This window comes from Peribacillus sp. NPDC101481, assembly GCF_044767165.1.
GTDB lineage: Bacteria > Bacillota > Bacilli > Bacillales > DSM-1321 > Peribacillus.
Map to the genome: position 1 here is coordinate 18,996 of NZ_JBIWNJ010000008.1, position 15,726 is coordinate 34,721.

General features: G+C 40.4%; 25 protein-coding genes and 1 pseudogene. 3 read left to right on the top strand and 23 right to left on the bottom strand.

From position 1 onward, the window contains the following. Positions 1-31 precede the first annotated feature (31 nt). The 3 genes from ACIROD_RS25185 to ACIROD_RS25195 all read left to right on the top strand — a co-directional run bounded on the left by ACIROD_RS25185 (position 32) and on the right by ACIROD_RS25195 (position 2,244). Positions 32-580 (top strand): helix-turn-helix domain-containing protein, encoded by a 549-nt coding sequence (locus ACIROD_RS25185; protein ID WP_402945471.1) that lies wholly within the window; start codon positions 32-34, stop codon positions 578-580. Positions 581-646: 66 nt separating this feature from the next. Then, on the top strand, positions 647-844 hold the full coding sequence (locus ACIROD_RS25190) for a hypothetical protein (protein ID WP_402945474.1): 198 nt from the start codon (positions 647-649) through the stop codon (positions 842-844). 203 nt (positions 845-1,047) lie between these two features. Continuing rightward, positions 1,048-2,244 carry a tyrosine-type recombinase/integrase gene (locus ACIROD_RS25195; RefSeq protein WP_402945477.1) on the top strand — a complete coding sequence of 399 codons (1,197 nt, stop codon included), beginning with the start codon at positions 1,048-1,050 and terminating at the stop codon, positions 2,242-2,244. Between the two features lie 107 nt (positions 2,245-2,351). On the opposite strand, the gene rpsI is transcribed toward ACIROD_RS25195, so the two are convergent. From rpsI to rplE, 23 genes and pseudogenes are all read right to left on the bottom strand, one after another. Next, positions 2,352-2,744: a 30S ribosomal protein S9 gene (rpsI, locus tag ACIROD_RS25200; RefSeq protein WP_034304957.1), complete on the bottom strand. Its 393-nt coding sequence runs from the start codon at positions 2,742-2,744 to the stop codon at positions 2,352-2,354. Positions 2,745-2,764: 20 nt separating this feature from the next. Then, entirely contained in the window at positions 2,765-3,202 is a 438-nt protein-coding gene (gene rplM / locus ACIROD_RS25205; protein ID WP_034304960.1) for a 50S ribosomal protein L13, read from the bottom strand. Positions 3,203-3,469: 267 nt separating this feature from the next. After that, positions 3,470-4,210 (bottom strand): tRNA pseudouridine(38-40) synthase TruA, encoded by a 741-nt coding sequence (gene truA / locus ACIROD_RS25210; protein ID WP_230178747.1) that lies wholly within the window; start codon positions 4,208-4,210, stop codon positions 3,470-3,472. A gap of 14 nt (positions 4,211-4,224) precedes the next feature. Further along, positions 4,225-5,022 (bottom strand): energy-coupling factor transporter transmembrane component T family protein, encoded by a 798-nt coding sequence (locus ACIROD_RS25215; protein WP_101225877.1) that lies wholly within the window; start codon positions 5,020-5,022, stop codon positions 4,225-4,227. Next, positions 5,022-5,888, bottom strand: a complete 867-nt coding sequence (locus ACIROD_RS25220) for an energy-coupling factor ABC transporter ATP-binding protein (RefSeq protein ID WP_328178427.1) — start codon at positions 5,886-5,888, stop codon at positions 5,022-5,024. The genes ACIROD_RS25215 and ACIROD_RS25220 overlap by 1 nt, the downstream gene beginning before the upstream one ends. Beyond that, positions 5,864-6,703 (bottom strand): energy-coupling factor ABC transporter ATP-binding protein, encoded by an 840-nt coding sequence (locus ACIROD_RS25225; RefSeq protein ID WP_101225875.1) that lies wholly within the window; start codon positions 6,701-6,703, stop codon positions 5,864-5,866. Before ACIROD_RS25225 ends, ACIROD_RS25220 begins: the two co-directional genes overlap by 25 nt. A gap of 366 nt (positions 6,704-7,069) precedes the next feature. Continuing rightward, positions 7,070-7,432: a 50S ribosomal protein L17 gene (gene rplQ / locus ACIROD_RS25230; protein WP_034304973.1), complete on the bottom strand. Its 363-nt coding sequence runs from the start codon at positions 7,430-7,432 to the stop codon at positions 7,070-7,072. Positions 7,433-7,515: 83 nt separating this feature from the next. Beyond that, positions 7,516-8,460 carry a DNA-directed RNA polymerase subunit alpha gene (locus ACIROD_RS25235; RefSeq protein WP_034304976.1) on the bottom strand — a complete coding sequence of 315 codons (945 nt, stop codon included), beginning with the start codon at positions 8,458-8,460 and terminating at the stop codon, positions 7,516-7,518. Between the two features lie 177 nt (positions 8,461-8,637). Continuing rightward, positions 8,638-9,027 (bottom strand): 30S ribosomal protein S11, encoded by a 390-nt coding sequence (rpsK, locus tag ACIROD_RS25240; protein WP_028390438.1) that lies wholly within the window; start codon positions 9,025-9,027, stop codon positions 8,638-8,640. A 22-nt stretch (positions 9,028-9,049) separates the two neighbouring features. Beyond that, positions 9,050-9,415: a 30S ribosomal protein S13 gene (gene rpsM, locus ACIROD_RS25245; RefSeq protein ID WP_034304978.1), complete on the bottom strand. Its 366-nt coding sequence runs from the start codon at positions 9,413-9,415 to the stop codon at positions 9,050-9,052. A 22-nt stretch (positions 9,416-9,437) separates the two neighbouring features. After that, positions 9,438-9,551, bottom strand: coding sequence for a 50S ribosomal protein L36 (gene rpmJ / locus ACIROD_RS25250; protein WP_003156543.1), 114 nt, complete (start codon positions 9,549-9,551; stop codon positions 9,438-9,440). Between the two features lie 40 nt (positions 9,552-9,591). Continuing rightward, positions 9,592-9,810, bottom strand: a complete 219-nt coding sequence (gene infA, locus ACIROD_RS25255; protein WP_028390440.1) for a translation initiation factor IF-1 — start codon at positions 9,808-9,810, stop codon at positions 9,592-9,594. 42 nt (positions 9,811-9,852) lie between these two features. Next, positions 9,853-10,205, bottom strand: a pseudogene (locus ACIROD_RS25260) (M24 family metallopeptidase); the annotation flags it as partial. Between the two features lie 170 nt (positions 10,206-10,375). After that, positions 10,376-11,029, bottom strand: coding sequence for an adenylate kinase (locus ACIROD_RS25265; RefSeq protein ID WP_101225874.1), 654 nt, complete (start codon positions 11,027-11,029; stop codon positions 10,376-10,378). A 58-nt stretch (positions 11,030-11,087) separates the two neighbouring features. Continuing rightward, positions 11,088-12,383: a preprotein translocase subunit SecY gene (gene secY, locus ACIROD_RS25270; RefSeq protein WP_034304981.1), complete on the bottom strand. Its 1,296-nt coding sequence runs from the start codon at positions 12,381-12,383 to the stop codon at positions 11,088-11,090. Next, the gene (gene rplO / locus ACIROD_RS25275) at positions 12,383-12,823 is read right to left on the bottom strand and encodes a 50S ribosomal protein L15 (protein WP_034304982.1); all 441 of its coding nucleotides are present in this window, start codon (positions 12,821-12,823) and stop codon (positions 12,383-12,385) included. Before rplO ends, secY begins: the two co-directional genes overlap by 1 nt. 32 nt (positions 12,824-12,855) lie before the next feature. Next, positions 12,856-13,038 (bottom strand): 50S ribosomal protein L30, encoded by a 183-nt coding sequence (gene rpmD / locus ACIROD_RS25280; protein ID WP_034304984.1) that lies wholly within the window; start codon positions 13,036-13,038, stop codon positions 12,856-12,858. A gap of 16 nt (positions 13,039-13,054) precedes the next feature. Beyond that, positions 13,055-13,555 carry a 30S ribosomal protein S5 gene (gene rpsE, locus ACIROD_RS25285; RefSeq protein ID WP_034304987.1) on the bottom strand — a complete coding sequence of 167 codons (501 nt, stop codon included), beginning with the start codon at positions 13,553-13,555 and terminating at the stop codon, positions 13,055-13,057. A 22-nt stretch (positions 13,556-13,577) separates the two neighbouring features. Further along, the gene (gene rplR, locus ACIROD_RS25290; RefSeq protein ID WP_101225873.1) at positions 13,578-13,940 is read right to left on the bottom strand and encodes a 50S ribosomal protein L18; all 363 of its coding nucleotides are present in this window, start codon (positions 13,938-13,940) and stop codon (positions 13,578-13,580) included. A gap of 32 nt (positions 13,941-13,972) precedes the next feature. Continuing rightward, positions 13,973-14,509, bottom strand: coding sequence for a 50S ribosomal protein L6 (gene rplF, locus ACIROD_RS25295; protein ID WP_137016892.1), 537 nt, complete (start codon positions 14,507-14,509; stop codon positions 13,973-13,975). A 30-nt stretch (positions 14,510-14,539) separates the two neighbouring features. Beyond that, positions 14,540-14,938: a 30S ribosomal protein S8 gene (gene rpsH, locus ACIROD_RS25300; protein WP_034304995.1), complete on the bottom strand. Its 399-nt coding sequence runs from the start codon at positions 14,936-14,938 to the stop codon at positions 14,540-14,542. A 30-nt stretch (positions 14,939-14,968) separates the two neighbouring features. Further along, on the bottom strand, positions 14,969-15,154 hold the full coding sequence (locus ACIROD_RS25305) for a type Z 30S ribosomal protein S14 (protein ID WP_034304998.1): 186 nt from the start codon (positions 15,152-15,154) through the stop codon (positions 14,969-14,971). Positions 15,155-15,179: 25 nt separating this feature from the next. Further along, positions 15,180-15,719: a 50S ribosomal protein L5 gene (gene rplE, locus ACIROD_RS25310; protein WP_034305000.1), complete on the bottom strand. Its 540-nt coding sequence runs from the start codon at positions 15,717-15,719 to the stop codon at positions 15,180-15,182. Positions 15,720-15,726: the final 7 nt, after the last annotated feature.

Genomic DNA, 15,726 nt, shown 5'->3' on the forward strand with positions numbered 1-15,726 from the left:
GAGGTAATTACTCATTAGGGGGGACGTTACCTTGTATGGAGAGCGAATAAGGCAATTAAGAAAAGAGAAAGGAATGACTTTAAGGCAATTATCCGATAAGTTAGGCATTCCGTTCACAACACTAGGTAATTATGAACGTGAAGACAGACAACCCAATTTTGAAACGTTTGAAATGGTTGCGGATTTTTTTGACGTAAGTATTGATTACTTAGCCGGTAGAAATGAGCAAAGAACCTATGATGAATATGTTTTTCATAGTAATTTTAAAAGTATTGAGGAGCTTCTTGGCAAAGCCTCCCCTGAAATTAGAGAGGTGATAACAGATATAGTTGACCAACTATATTTAATAACACGCAGAGATTTAAAATTAGGGATAGCAAACATTAGCGAGTTAGAACATTTGCGTGAAGTTCTTAGATTTATTTTTAGTATGAAAAATAAATTTAGATGGGATAGCACAGGGGCAACTTTTAGCTACTCAGATTCAAATGAATTAGCAATAGCATATTTGAAAGAAAAGCACAAACTAGATAAACATCTTAATGAACTCTTTGAAATTTACGTAAAGAGGGATTTATGACTAGAGCATTTTTTACCTAATCGCAAGTTGTAAGTAGAAACGATTAACGTTGAAAGGATGATAAAAATGAATGGTATCTTAGGAGAAGTTGGGAAAGCATTAATCACATTACAAGCTGAAGGTGAAGTTGTCATTGAAAAGACTGAAGAACTTTTTGTTGATGAAATTGCTTACTATGTTGAAGAGACTTTAAAAGCCGTAAAAGCGGAATATAAAGTTGAAGAATTAGAGTCAAACATCAAATTGAAGATAACATTACAGTAGGTGTTTTTGTAGCATCAACCGAGTAGAAGAAGATCGGAAGCTCCACCGATAAAAGACAACCTCGAGATAGACTTATGCTATCAAGTGTCCTCGAGTCACTACTCGAGACACTACCCGAGGTATGAAGAACCCTCTAGGAGTAGGAGGGAGCATTTATTCCTTTGCTAGCATTTAGAATCTCGTAATAGGGGTTGTATATAGCAATGAGGGATTTAAACTTTTATAAATTAAAAGAGGAGAAAGAAATGGCATCATTCCAAAAGTACACAACGAAAAAAGGTCAATTGTGGATGTTTAAAATGGACATAGGCGTTAACCCAGAAACAGGGGGAAGAAAAACAACAACAACACGTAGAAAATTCAAAACGAAGAAAGAAGCACAAGAAGCTGCACGTAAGCTTGAACAAGAAATAGCAGATGGTATATTAATAAACAATAATAACCTAACTTTTGATGACATATTCAAACAGTGGTTTTTAAATCATTCCAAAACCATTAAGACCAGCACAAAGAAAAGTATTGAATCAAAATTTCGTAAGCATATCCTGCCCCGCTTCGGTAAATTGAAAATGAAGGATATCACCAGATCCTACTGTCAAAAAATGATAAACGAAATAGCTCATTCAATTACATCTGTTAATGATATTAAAATTCAAGCCAACCAAGTTTTTAAATACGCTATAAAAATGGACATTATATCAATGAACCCCTTGGAGCATGTCAGTATACCTAGACAGCAAAAAGAATTAATTAATAAGGAAAGTGAAAATGATGATCGGAATTACTGGAGAAAGGATGAGATAAAACAGTTCTTATCAATAACAAAATATGAATTAACTTTTCGTGACCATGTTCTTTTTCACCTACTAATTTATACTGGCGCACGTAAAGGGGAATTATTAGCAGTTACATGGGATGACATTGACTTTGAGGGTGGTTCCATTCGCTTAACCAAGACACTTTTTCACACTGAGGGTGAATTCATCTTTCAAACGTCAAAAACAAAAGAATCAAAGCGTTTAATTAGTTTAAGCACCAATACCCTTACTTTGCTTAAAAAGTGGCGTATACGGCAAAATGAGGCTAATCTAGCTAGTATTCATGACTGTGATGATAATAAAGTTATTTTCACCCGTGATGACGGTTCTCCACTCCGCTTAGCCTATCCAAATGAAAAGCTCGATATAGTGATAAAAAAACACAACCTTCATAGAATTACTATTCATGGGTTACGGCATACCCATGCTTCCCTTTTATTTGAATCTGGTGCAAGTATAAAAGAAGTTCAAGAGCGGTTAGGCCACTCTGATATACAAATGACCATGAACATCTATACACACGTAACAGACACCGTTAAAGAGCAAACAGCTGCTAAGTTCCAAAGATTCATGGAGCTATGATGTGGTCAAAAAATATTTTCGTGGTCAAAATGTGGTCAAAACGATTTTCAAGCATAAAAAAGACTCCCAACCAAAATGGTTGAGAGCCTTTCGAAACGGTAATAGAATTAACGTTTTGAGAACTGAGGTGCACGACGTGCGCCTTTAAGACCGTATTTTTTACGCTCTTTCATACGTGGGTCACGAGTTAGTAAACCAGCAGTTTTAAGAGATGGACGGTATTCTGGATCAACTTGAAGCAATGCACGAGCGATACCGTGACGGATTGCTCCAGCTTGACCAGTGTATCCACCACCGCTAACGTTTACTAGAACGTCGTAATTTCCAGTAGTTTCTGTTGCAACTAGTGGTTGGTTTACAACTTCACGTAATGCTGCGAAAGGAATATATTCATTGATGTCACGACCGTTAATAACGATGCGACCTTCGCCTGGTACTAAACGTACACGAGCTACTGAGCTCTTACGGCGACCAGTACCATAATATTGAACTTGTGCCAAGATAGTAACCTCCTTAGTAATTATCCGCGTAATTCGTATACTTCTGGTTGTTGAGCAGCGTGTGGGTGCTCAGCTCCAGCGTATACGTGTAATTTTTTGTAGATTTGACGACCAAGAGAATTCTTTGGAAGCATACCTTTGATAGCAAGTTCAAGCATTCTCTCAGGGTAGTTTGTACGCATTTCAAGAGCAGTTCTAGTTTTAAGACCGCCTGGATGCATAGTGTGACGGTAATAAATTTTGTCAGTCAATTTTTTACCAGTCAAGTGGATTTTTTCAACATTGATTAGAATTACATGATCACCAGTGTCAATGTTCGGTGTAAAAGTTGGTTTATGTTTACCACGTAAGATGGATGCTACTTCAGTAGAAAGGCGACCCAAAGTTTTGCCTTCAGCGTCAATCACATACCATTTACGTTCTACTTCATTAGCTTTCGCCATAAATGTCGTACGCATGGTTAACCTCCTAAAAAACTTTTTAATTTTTTATATTTATTTTCAATCACAATAAACTTCCGGGGCTTATCGTGGGATTAAAATACATACCATATTATATTAACTTCTCCCAGATTCATTGTCAAGGGAATGTTACACTAGGATAAGTTGTCTATAAAACACTCTCTGCAACTCCATAAAAAGGTCAGTGTAGCGTCAAACCGCTCCATTACTGAGTTCATCTCGTTTCCCAGTTGTAAAAAAACTGGTATCACTTCGAAAATAATTTTATTTGTAAAAAACTTTCCATAAATATAAGCCTTGGGCTGGTGCAGTTTTCCCTGCAAAACTGCGGTCCTTTTTGGCCAAAATCCCGCTCATATCATGGGGTGACATCTTGCCGCTGCCGACATCCAGGAGCGTCCCAACCAAGATACGCACCATGTTATACAAAAAACCTTCGCCAACGAAGCGGAAAACCATGTAACCATCGCTCTCTTCAAAATCCATCACTTGTATCGTTCGAACTTTATCGACCACTTCCGTTTTAGCCGAACAAAAACTTGTAAAGTCATGTGTCCCGATCAAGTAGGAGATTGCTTCCCTCATCGCCTCCCCATCTAATGGGTAGGGATAATGATAAGCGTAATTTCGCTGGAACGGATCCCGCAGTTTAGAGCGGGCTATGATATAACGGTACTCTTTCCCAGTCGTATGGAACCTTGCATGAAAATCGTCAGGCACGATGTCGACTTCCAGAACGATGATATCGGTCGGAAGAAGGGCGCTGAACGCCTTTACCCAATTTTCCGTAGGGAATGTAAGGGGCGATTCAAAGTGAAGTACCTGCCCCTTTGCATGGACCCCTGAATCTGTCCTGCCAGAAGCAGTCACTTTTATAATTGTGCCTTTATGCATTTGGGCCAAGACTGCCTCGAATTCACTTTGTATGGTGCGCTTCTCAGGCTGCACCTGATAACCAGCAAAATCCGTGCCGTCATAAGCGATCACACATTTATATTTTGGCATAGTTCTCTTCCTTATTATGAACGTAATAAAAATAACATGACCGTAAGAACACCGATTGAGACCATCAAAAGACTATCACTCATCTTCCAGTTCAATTGGCGATATTTCGTGCGACCTTCCCCGCCACGGTATCCTCTTGATTCCATGGCAGTTGCCAATTCCTCAGCCCGTTTGAACGAACTAACAAATAAAGGAACAAGCAGCGGTACAATCGATTTAACCCTGTCCTTTATCGGGCCAGATGAAAAGTCAACGCCCCTTGCAGTTTGAGCCTTCATGATTTTTTCCGTTTCCTCCATTAGCGTTGGAATGAAACGAAGGGCAATGGACATCATCAATGCCAGTTCATGTACAGGCATCTTCCACTTTTTCAAGGGCCCCAACAGCTCTTCCATTCCATCTGTAATGGATATCGGGGATGTCGTCAAAGTTAAAAGTGACGTAACAAGGATTAATAAAGTAAATCTTACTGATATGAAAAACCCTTGAATCAGACCGCCTTCATAGATTTCAAACCAACCGTATTCAAAAAGCAAATCCCCTTCTTTCGTAAAAAATATATGGAGAAGGAATGTAAATACGATCAAGAAAAAGATTGGTTTTAACCCATTGTAAAGATAACGAAGCGGTATTTTGGAAAGAATGATCAATAGGATGGTGAATACAGCAAGCAAACCGTAAGAAACGACATTATTCGCCAAAAAGACGACACAAACAAACAGGAACACGAGGAGCAATTTAGCCCTTGGATCCATCTTGTGAATCAGTGAATTTGCAGGGACATAACGCCCGATAATCATTTTATCCAGCATCAGCGGTTCCCCCGTTTCATGGCTTTATCTATTTCTATCGCTAAATCACCGATATTAAGACATGGGTGATCAAATCGAACACCAAGTTCCTTCTGGAGCTTTAGTTGAAAACGGACCGTATCAGGAACATCCAGGCCAAGCTCCATTAATTGTTCCGGCTCCGAGAAAATTTCCTGGGGGGTTCCTTTTTTGAACACCGTACCCTTATGCATGATAATGATGTCATCCGCGTACTTGGCTGCATCCTCCATGCTATGAGTCACCAGAATCGTTGAAATGCCTCTTGCTTTATGCAGATCATAAAACATATCCATGATTTCTTTGCGTCCTCGCGGATCCAGACCCGCTGTAGGCTCGTCAAGCACCAATACTTCCGGCTCCATGGCAAGGACCCCAGCGATGGCCACCCGTCGCATTTGTCCGCCGGATAAGTCGAATGGAGATTTTTCAAGAACTTCCTCATTCAAACCGACTTGCGCGATGGCTTTCCTGGTCAGTTTCTTCGCATCAATTTCAGAAACGCCAAAGTTCATAGGACCGAAACATATATCCTTTTCAACCGTTTCATCAAATAACTGATGTTCCGGAAACTGAAAAACAATTCCGACCTTTTGTCTTATTGGCCGCAAAGCCTTTTCTTTTCTTCCGGCTTCAATCGTCCGATCCCCAATGAAAACCCGACCCTTCGTCGGTTTTAAAAGAGCATTTAAATGCTGCAGTAGCGTGGATTTCCCGGACCCTGTATGCCCGATGATTGCGGTATAGGTTCCCGGCTCCATTGAAATATTGACATCATGCAGAGCTAGATGTTCAAAAGGAGTATTCACCTGATAGCGGTATTCTACATCATCGAGTGTAATTCGCATAAATCCTTCACCAACTCTTCCTCTGTCAAATGCCCATCAACTACACGAACACCATTTTTTTGTAACTCCTTGGTTAGTTTCACTGAAAAGGGAATATCCAGACCAAGAGCAATCAATTCTTCCTCTAATTCAAAAATATCCTGAGGCGATCCTTCACGATATAGCCGACCTTGGTTCATGACTATCATTCGATCAGCTTTCGCAGCTTCCTCAAGATCATGGGTTATTGATATGACAGTAATATCGTTTTCCTGCTTTAATTCCCTAACTGTTTCAAGCACTTCTTCACGGCCTCTTGGGTCAAGCATGGAGGTTGCTTCATCTAAGATGATTATGTCTGGCTGCAGGGCTATTACACCTGCTATTGCCACTCTTTGCTTTTGACCGCCGGATAGATGGTGCGGCTCTTGATTAAGAAAGGCATTCATTTTAACCTTATTTAACGCACCATGAACACGCTCCACCATAACCTGCTGAGAAACACCGGCGTTTTCTAAACCAAAAGCCACATCATCCTGAACTGTAGTGCCTACAAATTGATTATCTGGGTTTTGAAAAACCATGCCAATTTTCTGGCGTACATCCCAAACTGATTCTTCTGTCAAAAGTTGATCATTAATCGTAATGGTACCTGAGTTAGCGAACTGAAGACCATTCAGTAACTTCGCTAATGTCGACTTGCCAGAGCCATTATGTCCGACAATCGCAAGCCACTCCCCCTGATGAATATCAAAAGACACATCATCCAAGGCGTTTCGAGACTGACCCTCATATTTAAAAACAATATTATTTAAAGAAACCAGCTTCTTCACCATGTGGCCCTCCTCATTCTCGACTGCACTCGTCTAAACTAAACTCTGCTCACTCAATATAAATATAGTAATTTTCCTTCTGAAAATATAAAAAAACGCTGCACCCCTTCCACCGAAAGAATTTTCGGTAAATTAAGAGCAGCTAATAGCGGGCCTGTTACGAAAAACAGGTTATCTTATAATCGCTTATCAAAAGCGGGAAGGGATGCTTGAGCTAGACGTGAAGGCTCCCTGCATGATACAGGTTCCGCCAGCCATCGTAACACTCAATGCGAATTTCTAAAGTACAGAATTTCTATTTAAAAAAAAGAAAAAGGGCATAGAACAAGTGAGTATATTCATTTGTCCCGCCCTTTTTCATCGTTGTTATTAAACTAATTCAATAACCACGACTGGTGCACCGTCACCGCGGCGTGGACCAACTTTCATGATACGAGTGTATCCACCTTGACGTTCTTCATAACGTGGAGCCACGTCACTGAATAGTTTTTGAAGGGCATCTGTGCCATTCTCAGCGTCAGCGATTTCGTTACGGATGAAAGATGCAGCTTGACGGCGTGCATGCAAGTCACCACGTTTACCAAGAGTGATCATTTTATCTACTACAGAACGTAATTCCTTTGCACGTGCTTCAGTAGTTTCAATGCGCTCATGAATAATAAGATCCGTAGCTAAATCACGAAGTAATGCTTTACGTTGTGCGCTAGTGCGTCCTAACTTTCTGTAACCCATTAGAGATTCCCTCCTTTGTTGAAGTTCTATATTGTGTGTCTATAACAAGGCTCACAACATAATGGATTGATTCCGCCATGTTATCAGTCGTCTTTACGAAGACCTAAGCCTAATTCTTCTAGTTTCGCTTTCACTTCTTCAAGTGATTTACGTCCTAGATTACGTACTTTCATCATATCTTCTTCCGTTTTATGAGCTAGCTCTTGAACGGTATTGATTCCAGCACGTTTCAAGCAGTTGTAAGAACGAACAGAAAGGTCTAATTCTTCGATCGTCATCTCAAGAACTTTTTCTTTTTGATCTTCTTCTTTTTCAACCATGATTTCAGCATTTTGAGCTTCATCGGTTAAACCAACAAAGATATTTAAATGCTCTGTTAAAATCTTAGCTCCAAGTGCTACCGCTTCTTGCGGACCAGTACTGCCATCAGTCCAAACATCGAACGTTAACTTGTCAAAGTTAGACAACTGTCCAACACGTGTATTTTCAACTTGGAAAGATACGCGTGAAACTGGAGTGTAAAGAGCATCGATTGGAATTACACCAATTGGCTGGTCTTCTCTCTTGTTTTGAACAGCAGGAGTGTAGCCGCGGCCGCGACGTGCAGATAAACGCATACGCATATGACCGTTTTTACCAATTGTAGCAATATATAAATCCGGATTAAGAATTTCTACATCACTATCATGAGTGATATCAGCAGCCGTGATGACTCCGTCACCTTGAACGTCAATTTCCAGCGTCTTCTCTTCATCAGAGTAAATCTTAAGAGCTAGTTTTTTCACATTAAGAATGATAGATGTTACATCTTCCACGACGCCTTCAATTGTTGAGAACTCATGTAGCACTCCATCAATTTGTATAGCTGTGACAGCAGCACCTGGGAGTGAGGATAAAAGGATACGACGTAAGGAGTTACCCAATGTAGTACCATACCCACGCTCTAGTGGCTCTACGACGAATTTACCGTATTTGGTATCGTCGTTGATTTCAACCGTTTCGATTTTTGGTTTTTCTATTTCGATCATCAATAAACCCTCCTTCAAAACGTCAAAACCCCGGCAAGTAAACGAATTCACTTAAACCGAAATTCCCCATGTATACGTTCCCGCTGTGCGCAACAACTGAAAATTAATCCTCTGTAAGAACGCAAACTCAGTATTATATCCCATTATTGACAGGAATACAAAATCTATACAGAAAAATTAAACACGGCGACGTTTTGGTGGACGGCATCCGTTATGTGGAACTGGAGTTACATCTTTAATTGCAGTTACTTCTAGGCCAGCAGCTTGAAGTGCACGAATAGCAGCCTCACGTCCAGCACCAGGTCCTTTAACTGTAACTTCAAGAGTTTTCATACCATGTTCAATTGATGTTTTAGCAGCTGTTTCAGCAGCCATTTGTGCAGCGAACGGAGTGGATTTACGAGATCCACGGAATCCTAGAGCTCCAGCACTTGACCAAGAAATAGCATTACCATGAGAGTCAGTGATCGTAACGATAGTGTTATTGAATGTTGAACGAATATGTGCAATACCAGTTTCTATATTCTTTTTCACACGACGTTTACGTGTATTAGTTTTACGTGCCATGAAAAGTAACCTCCTTTACTAATTATTTTTTCTTGTTAGCTACAGTACGACGAGGTCCTTTACGCGTACGAGCATTGTTTTTTGTATTTTGACCGCGGACAGGAAGACCACGACGGTGACGTAAACCACGGTAAGAACCGATTTCCATTAAACGTTTGATGTTTAGGGAGATTTCACGACGAAGGTCGCCTTCTACTTTAAGCTTGTCAATGATATCACGAATTTTGTTCAATTCGTCTTCCGTTAAGTCACGAACGCGAGTTTCTTCAGAAACGCCTGCTTCTGCAAGAATCTTGATCGCTGTTTGTTTTCCAATACCATATATATATGTTAATGAGATAACAATACGTTTGTCACGGGGAATATCTACTCCAGCAATACGTGCCATGCTTGAGTGCACCTCCTTCTATTTAGCCTTGTTTTTGTTTATGTTTAGGGTTTTCGCAAATAACCATAACTTTACCTTTTCTGCGGATAACTTTACACTTTTCGCAGATTGGTTTGACTGATGGTCTGACTTTCATTGCTATCTAACCTCCTTATACAGATCGGAGCGAAACCGGATTATTTGAACCGGTATGTGATTCTGCCGCGAGTTAGATCATACGGGGAAAGCTCAACCGTAACTTTATCTCCAGGCAAAATGCGAATAAAGTGCATACGAATTTTACCGGATACATGAGCTAAAACAGTATGACCATTTTCTAATTCTACCTTAAACATTGCATTTGGCAAAGTCTCTTGTACTGTGCCTTCTACTTCAATTACATCATCTTTCGCCATTAAAGTGATTCTCCCTTCTCTATGCGTGAACCTATTAAAGGTACACATCTTTCCGTCAACATTACTACAGTCCAATCATCCTCATAAGTCTTACAATTCTGCATCAAGTATTCACCATTTTGTAGAACCAGGCTTTAACTGAGGACCTTTATCAGTTGGACCGAAATGAGGATTTTATGGGTCCTCATGTAAGTCTTGACCGATTCCGTGACCGACATACTCTCGAAATAGAGAAGCAATTAGTCTCGACATAGGTTTGAATAGCATGGGAGATGTTTGAAAGGCGCACGCCTGACATAGCTTCTTTCAACCCTCTATATCACGACTCTTTAGGAATCCCAATAGAGTCACTGCATTTCTTCATCAATTTTGCCGACCGGATATGTCCATGAAGATCACTTAAAAAGTAATCGCCCAATTCAGGGAATACCAAGTACAAGAACCTGATTAATAAATGTGCGAATGCTCTCGCGAAATCCATTATACCCTTTGTATTATAGGAATGCACCAAGTTTAACTAGTAAGTTAGAAAAATGGTATGAATTTCATAAATCAATACGAATGATTAATTTTGTAAAGCACCAAGCAACACATCGATATCTTCAAATACCTTATTAATATCTTGCTGTCCGTTAATGTTCACCAAGTATCCTTTATCTCCGTAGAAATCAAGAAGTGGCTTGGTTTGTTTCAAATTCACATCTAAGCGATTTTGAACCGTTTCTGCATTATCGTCGGCACGTTGATATAATTCTCCGCCGCAACGGTCGCATACATCATCTTTAGCAGGAGGATTGAATACAAGATGGTATGTCGAACCACAAGATTTGCAAATACGACGTCCTGTCAATCTTTCCATTAAGATGCTTTTATCAACATCGATATTAATGACAAAATTCATTTTGCGATCTAAATCAGTAAGAATGCCCTCAAGTGCTTCTGCCTGTGCCACAGTACGTGGAAATCCATCAAGCAAAAATCCTTTGAGACAGTCTTCCTTGCTTAACCGTTCGCGTACGATGCCAATGGTAACTTCATCAGGTACCAATTCGCCTTTGTCCATGAATGATTTCGCCTTTAGACCTAATTCTGTTCCATCTTTGATAGCTGTTCGGAACATATCTCCAGTAGAGATATGAGGGATATTATATTTTTCTACGATTTGTTCAGCTTGAGTGCCCTTACCAGCACCCGGCAGACCCATTAACACTAGATTCAATTTTCTTCCCCCTCAAACTCTATAATGGGTAAAGGGAACAAGCCGTTCCCAAAACTCATTACTTTATAAAGCCTTTATAGTGTCTCTTCACAAGTTGTGATTCCAGCTGCTTCATCGTATCAAGGGCAACCCCCACTACGATCAGCAAACTGGTTCCACCAATCTGTGCAGATTGAGGAAGATCAGCAAGCTTAATGAAAAATACCGGTAAAACGGCAATGATGGCTAAAAATATAGAGCCTACAAACGTCAGACGGTATAAAACACGTGTTAAATATTCTTGTGTACTCTTACCTGGACGAATCCCCGGCACATAGCCACCTTGCTTTTTCAAATTCTCAGCCATTTGTTCAGGGTTAACCTGAATGAATGCATAAAAATACGCAAAAGCAATGATAAGAGCAACATATATGATCATACCAATTGGCTTGGTGTAATCAAGATTTGTTGATATCCAACTAGTCACGCTGTTCTTTCCAAAGAAAGAAGCGATTGTAGTGGGAGTAATGATAAATGCCATTGCAAAGATTACCGGAATAACCCCCGCAGCATTTACTTTCAATGGTAAATGAGTAGACTGGCCACCCATTTGTGTACGACCTACCGCAGCACGTTTCGCATACTGAATAGGAATTTTACGTAATGCCTGCTGAATGAAGATAACAGCAACCACGATTGCTAATACTGCTAAAACAATGAGGATAATCGTTATGATTCGTAAGAATAATTGATCACCGGCATTTTCAAATTGTTGGGCGTAAATCTGATTTGCCGTAGTTGGCAAACTAGCTACGATACCAGCAAAGATAATGATGGAGATCCCATTACCCACACCCTTAGCAGTGATCAGCTCCCCTAACCACAGAAGAAAAGCTGTTCCTGCCGTTAAGACAGTCGCAATAAGCAAGTATGTTGCAATTCCAGGATTTTCAATCAACTGTCCACCTGACATATTATTGAACCCATAAGACATACCAACTGCTTGGATAAATCCTAGGATAATAGTGAAGTAACGAGTGAATTGTGCTAATTTACGGCGCCCTGCTTCTCCTTGTTTAGACCATTCAGTGAACTTAGGAACAACATCCATCTGTAACAGCTGAACGATGATGGATGCCGTGATGTAAGGCATGATACCCATCGCTAAAATCGAAAAGTTTTGCAGTGCTCCGCCGCCAAAGGTATTTAAAAGACCGATGACGCTCAGCTGGTCCTGTTCAGCGAGAAAATCGGCATTCACATGCGGTACAGGTATAAATGTACCGATGCGATAGACGATTAACATTAGAAGGGTAAAAATAATCTTATTCCTTATTTCACCCACGCGCATAAAATTGGAGATCGTGCGAAACATTAGATCACCTCTGTATTACCGCCAGCAGCTTCGATAGCTTCTTTAGCAGTAGACGAGAATTTGTGAGCTTTAACAGTAAGCTTTTTCTCAATGCTTCCTTTGGCAAGAATTTTGATTCCTGCTTTTTCTTTACTTACAACCCCAGTCTCTAGTAAAAGAGCTGGTGTTACTTCAGTACCGTCTTCGAAAAGATTTAACGTATCAAGATTCACGATAGCATAGTCTTTACGGTTGATGTTGGTAAATCCACGTTTAGGTAAACGTCTGAATAGAGGAGTTTGACCCCCTTCAAATCCAAGACGCACACCGCCGCCGGAGCGAGCGTTTTGTCCTTTGTGTCCTTTACCTGCTGTTTTACCGTTACCAGATCCAATACCGCGACCTTTACGTTTACGTTCTTTACGAGAACCTTCTGCAGCTTTTAACTCATGAAGTTTCATGTTGGCACCTCCTTGTTAAGTTAAAAATTATTTTATTGTTCTTTTACAGTAACAAGATGAGCAACTTTGGTAATCATACCGCGAATCGCAGGGTTATCTTCTTGAACAACCGTTTGATGCATTTTGCGTAAACCCAAAGTGTTAACTGTAACACGTTGATCTTCAGGACGACCAATCAAGCTGCGAGTGAGGGTGATTTCTAATTTATTAGCCATAATTCGATTTCCCTCCTTATCCTAACAGTTCTTGTACTGATTTTCCACGTAACTTAGCTACGTCTTCAGCACGTTTCAATTGCTTCAATCCTTCAATTGTTGCGCGAACCATATTAATAGGTGTATTAGTACCTAGTGATTTAGACAAGATATCGCTAACTCCGCCTAATTCAAGTACCGCACGAACAGGACCACCAGCAATTACTCCTGTACCTTCAGAAGCTGGTTTCAATAGAATGTGACCTGCGCCATAGCGACCGTTCACAAGGTGAGGAATAGTAGTACCAACCATCGGTACAGTAATTAGATTTTTCTTAGCATCCTCAATAGCTTTACGGATAGCATCCGGAACTTCTTGAGCTTTACCAGTACCAAATCCAACATGACCATTTTTATCACCAACTACAACTAGTGCAGTGAAACGGAAACGACGTCCGCCTTTAACAACTTTAGCTACACGATTAACTGTAACTACGCGTTCTTCAAGTTCTAATTTATTAGGATCAATGCTACGCATCTGTTATGTCCCTCCTTATCCATTAAAATTCTAAGCCGTTTTCACGAGCAGCGTCAGCCAATGCTTTTACACGACCATGGAAGAGGTAACCACCGCGGTCAAATACCACAGCTTTGAAACCTTTTTCAACAGCACGTTTCGCAATAAGTTCGCCAACTTTTTGAGCTGCTTCAGCATTGCTACCTGCTTCGATATTGATCTCTTTATCAAGAGTTGAAGCACTTGCCAATGTTACGCCTTTTGCATCGTCAATTAATTGTGCGTAAATGTGTTTGTTTGAACGAAACACATTTAAACGAGGACGAGCTTCTGTTCCAGAAAGTTTAGCACGTACACGCGCATGTCTTTTCTGACGAGTAGCATTTTTATCAAGCTTCGTAATCATTTACGTCACTCCTTTCGTTTACTTATGCGGCATTACTTACCAGTTTTACCTTCTTTACGACGAACGAATTCGCCTTCGTAACGGATACCTTTACCTTTATACGGTTCAGGCGGGCGAACATCACGGATATTAGCTGCTAGAGCTCCTACACGTTCTTTGCTTGCACCTTTTACGATTACTTTTGTATTAGAAGGAACTTCGACTTCAACGCCAGCTTCTGGCTCTATTTCTACAGGGTGGGAATATCCTACGTTAAGGACAAGCTTGTTACCTTGCTTTTGTGCACGGTACCCAACCCCAATAAGTTCAAGTGATTTTACGAAACCTGTTGATACACCTTCAACCATGTTAGAGATAAGCGCGCGAGTAGTACCGTGTAAAGAACGGTGAGTCTTCTCGTCAGACGGACGTGTAACAGTTAACACGTTCTCTTCAACAACGATTGAAAGGTCAGGACTGAATGATCTAGTTAATTCACCTTTAGGACCTTTAACAGTTACTTCACTTCCAGTAACAGTAACTGTTACGCCTGCAGGGATTTCAATAGGTTTTTTACCTATACGAGACATAATGTGCACCTCCATTCTTGTGAAAATGTATTACCAAACGTATGCTAAAACTTCTCCGCCAACTTGTTTAGAGCGAGCTTCCTTGTCTGTTAAAACTCCGTGAGAAGTAGAAACAATTGCGATACCTAAACCGTTAAGAACGCGTGGTACCTCTCCAGTTTTTGCATATACACGCAAACCAGGTTTGCTGATACGTTTTAGACCAGTGATAACACGTTCGTTGTTTGCACCGTATTTTAAGAAGATACGGATGATACCTTGTTTGTTGTCTTCGATTAATTCAAAGTCACGTACGAAGCCTTCACTTTTTAAGATCTCAGCAATTTCCTTTTTGATCTTTGAAGCAGGAACTTCCAGTTTTTCGTGACGAACCATATTCGCATTACGGATGCGAGTAAGCATATCTGCAATAGGATCTGTCATGACCATTATATTTTACCTCCTTCCCAAACTCGGGTTTTACCAGCTAGCTTTTTTAACGCCAGGAATTTGTCCTTTATATGCAAGTTCGCGGAAACAAATACGACAAAGTTTAAATTTACGTAGTACTGAATGTGGACGTCCGCAACGTTCGCAACGTGTATATTCTTGTACTTTAAACTTCTGTTCGCGTTTTTGCTTTACGATCATAGACTTTTTAGCCACGATTTCGCCTCCCTTTATTTAGAGATTACTTTTGGAACGGCATTCCAACTTGAGTAAGTAGTTCACGAGCTTCTTCGTCAGTGTTGGCAGTCGTTACAATAACGATGTCCATACCACGAACTTTGCTCACTTTATCGTAATCAATCTCAGGGAAGATAAGTTGTTCTTTAACGCCTAATGTATAGTTCCCACGTCCGTCAAAGGATTTCTTTGAAACGCCGCGGAAATCACGTACACGCGGTAAAGATACAGATACTAGCTTATCAAGGAATTGATACATACGCTCTCCACGTAATGTAACTTTCGCTCCGATAGGCATACCTTCACGCAAACGGAAACCTGCGATTGATTTTTTTGCTTTTGTTATAACTGGTTTTTGACCAGTGATCAATGTAAGTTCTTCAACAGCTGTATCTAAAGCTTTCGAGTTAGAAACTGCGTCACCCACACCCATGTTAATAACGATTTTCTCAATGTTTGGTACTTGCATTACTGATTGATAGTTGAATTTACCCATCAATGACGGTGTAATTTCACTTCTGAATTTTTCTTTAAGGCGGCTCATTGCTTAG

Excerpts from the sequence above, each read along its gene's own strand:
- rpsM (WP_034304978.1), bottom strand. The coding sequence starts at position 9,415 with ATGGCACGTATTGCTGGAGTAGATATTCCCCGTGACAAACGTATTGTT.
- rplR (WP_101225873.1), bottom strand. The coding sequence starts at position 13,940 with ATGATTACGAAGCTTGATAAAAATGCTACTCGTCAGAAAAGACATGCG.
- ACIROD_RS25195 (WP_402945477.1), top strand. The coding sequence starts at position 1,048 with ATGAGGGATTTAAACTTTTATAAATTAAAAGAGGAGAAAGAAATGGCA.
- rplF (WP_137016892.1), bottom strand. The coding sequence starts at position 14,509 with ATGTCTCGTATAGGTAAAAAACCTATTGAAATCCCTGCAGGCGTAACA.
- ACIROD_RS25225 (WP_101225875.1), bottom strand. The coding sequence starts at position 6,703 with ATGGTGAAGAAGCTGGTTTCTTTAAATAATATTGTTTTTAAATATGAG.
- rplE (WP_034305000.1), bottom strand. The coding sequence starts at position 15,719 with ATGAGCCGCCTTAAAGAAAAATTCAGAAGTGAAATTACACCGTCATTG.
- truA (WP_230178747.1), bottom strand. The coding sequence starts at position 4,210 with ATGCCAAAATATAAATGTGTGATCGCTTATGACGGCACGGATTTTGCT.
- secY (WP_034304981.1), bottom strand. The coding sequence starts at position 12,383 with ATGTTTCGCACGATCTCCAATTTTATGCGCGTGGGTGAAATAAGGAAT.
- rpmJ (WP_003156543.1), bottom strand. The coding sequence starts at position 9,551 with ATGAAAGTCAGACCATCAGTCAAACCAATCTGCGAAAAGTGTAAAGTT.
- ACIROD_RS25190 (WP_402945474.1), top strand. The coding sequence starts at position 647 with ATGAATGGTATCTTAGGAGAAGTTGGGAAAGCATTAATCACATTACAA.
- ACIROD_RS25215 (WP_101225877.1), bottom strand. The coding sequence starts at position 5,022 with ATGCTGGATAAAATGATTATCGGGCGTTATGTCCCTGCAAATTCACTG.
- ACIROD_RS25220 (WP_328178427.1), bottom strand. The coding sequence starts at position 5,888 with ATGCGAATTACACTCGATGATGTAGAATACCGCTATCAGGTGAATACT.
- rplQ (WP_034304973.1), bottom strand. The coding sequence starts at position 7,432 with ATGGGTTACAGAAAGTTAGGACGCACTAGCGCACAACGTAAAGCATTA.
- rpsH (WP_034304995.1), bottom strand. The coding sequence starts at position 14,938 with ATGGTCATGACAGATCCTATTGCAGATATGCTTACTCGCATCCGTAAT.
- rpsK (WP_028390438.1), bottom strand. The coding sequence starts at position 9,027 with ATGGCACGTAAAACTAATACACGTAAACGTCGTGTGAAAAAGAATATA.
- rpmD (WP_034304984.1), bottom strand. The coding sequence starts at position 13,038 with ATGGCTAATAAATTAGAAATCACCCTCACTCGCAGCTTGATTGGTCGT.
- rplM (WP_034304960.1), bottom strand. The coding sequence starts at position 3,202 with ATGCGTACGACATTTATGGCGAAAGCTAATGAAGTAGAACGTAAATGG.
- rpsE (WP_034304987.1), bottom strand. The coding sequence starts at position 13,555 with ATGCGTAGCATTGATCCTAATAAATTAGAACTTGAAGAACGCGTAGTT.
- ACIROD_RS25235 (WP_034304976.1), bottom strand. The coding sequence starts at position 8,460 with ATGATCGAAATAGAAAAACCAAAAATCGAAACGGTTGAAATCAACGAC.
- infA (WP_028390440.1), bottom strand. The coding sequence starts at position 9,810 with ATGGCGAAAGATGATGTAATTGAAGTAGAAGGCACAGTACAAGAGACT.
- rplO (WP_034304982.1), bottom strand. The coding sequence starts at position 12,823 with ATGAAACTTCATGAGTTAAAAGCTGCAGAAGGTTCTCGTAAAGAACGT.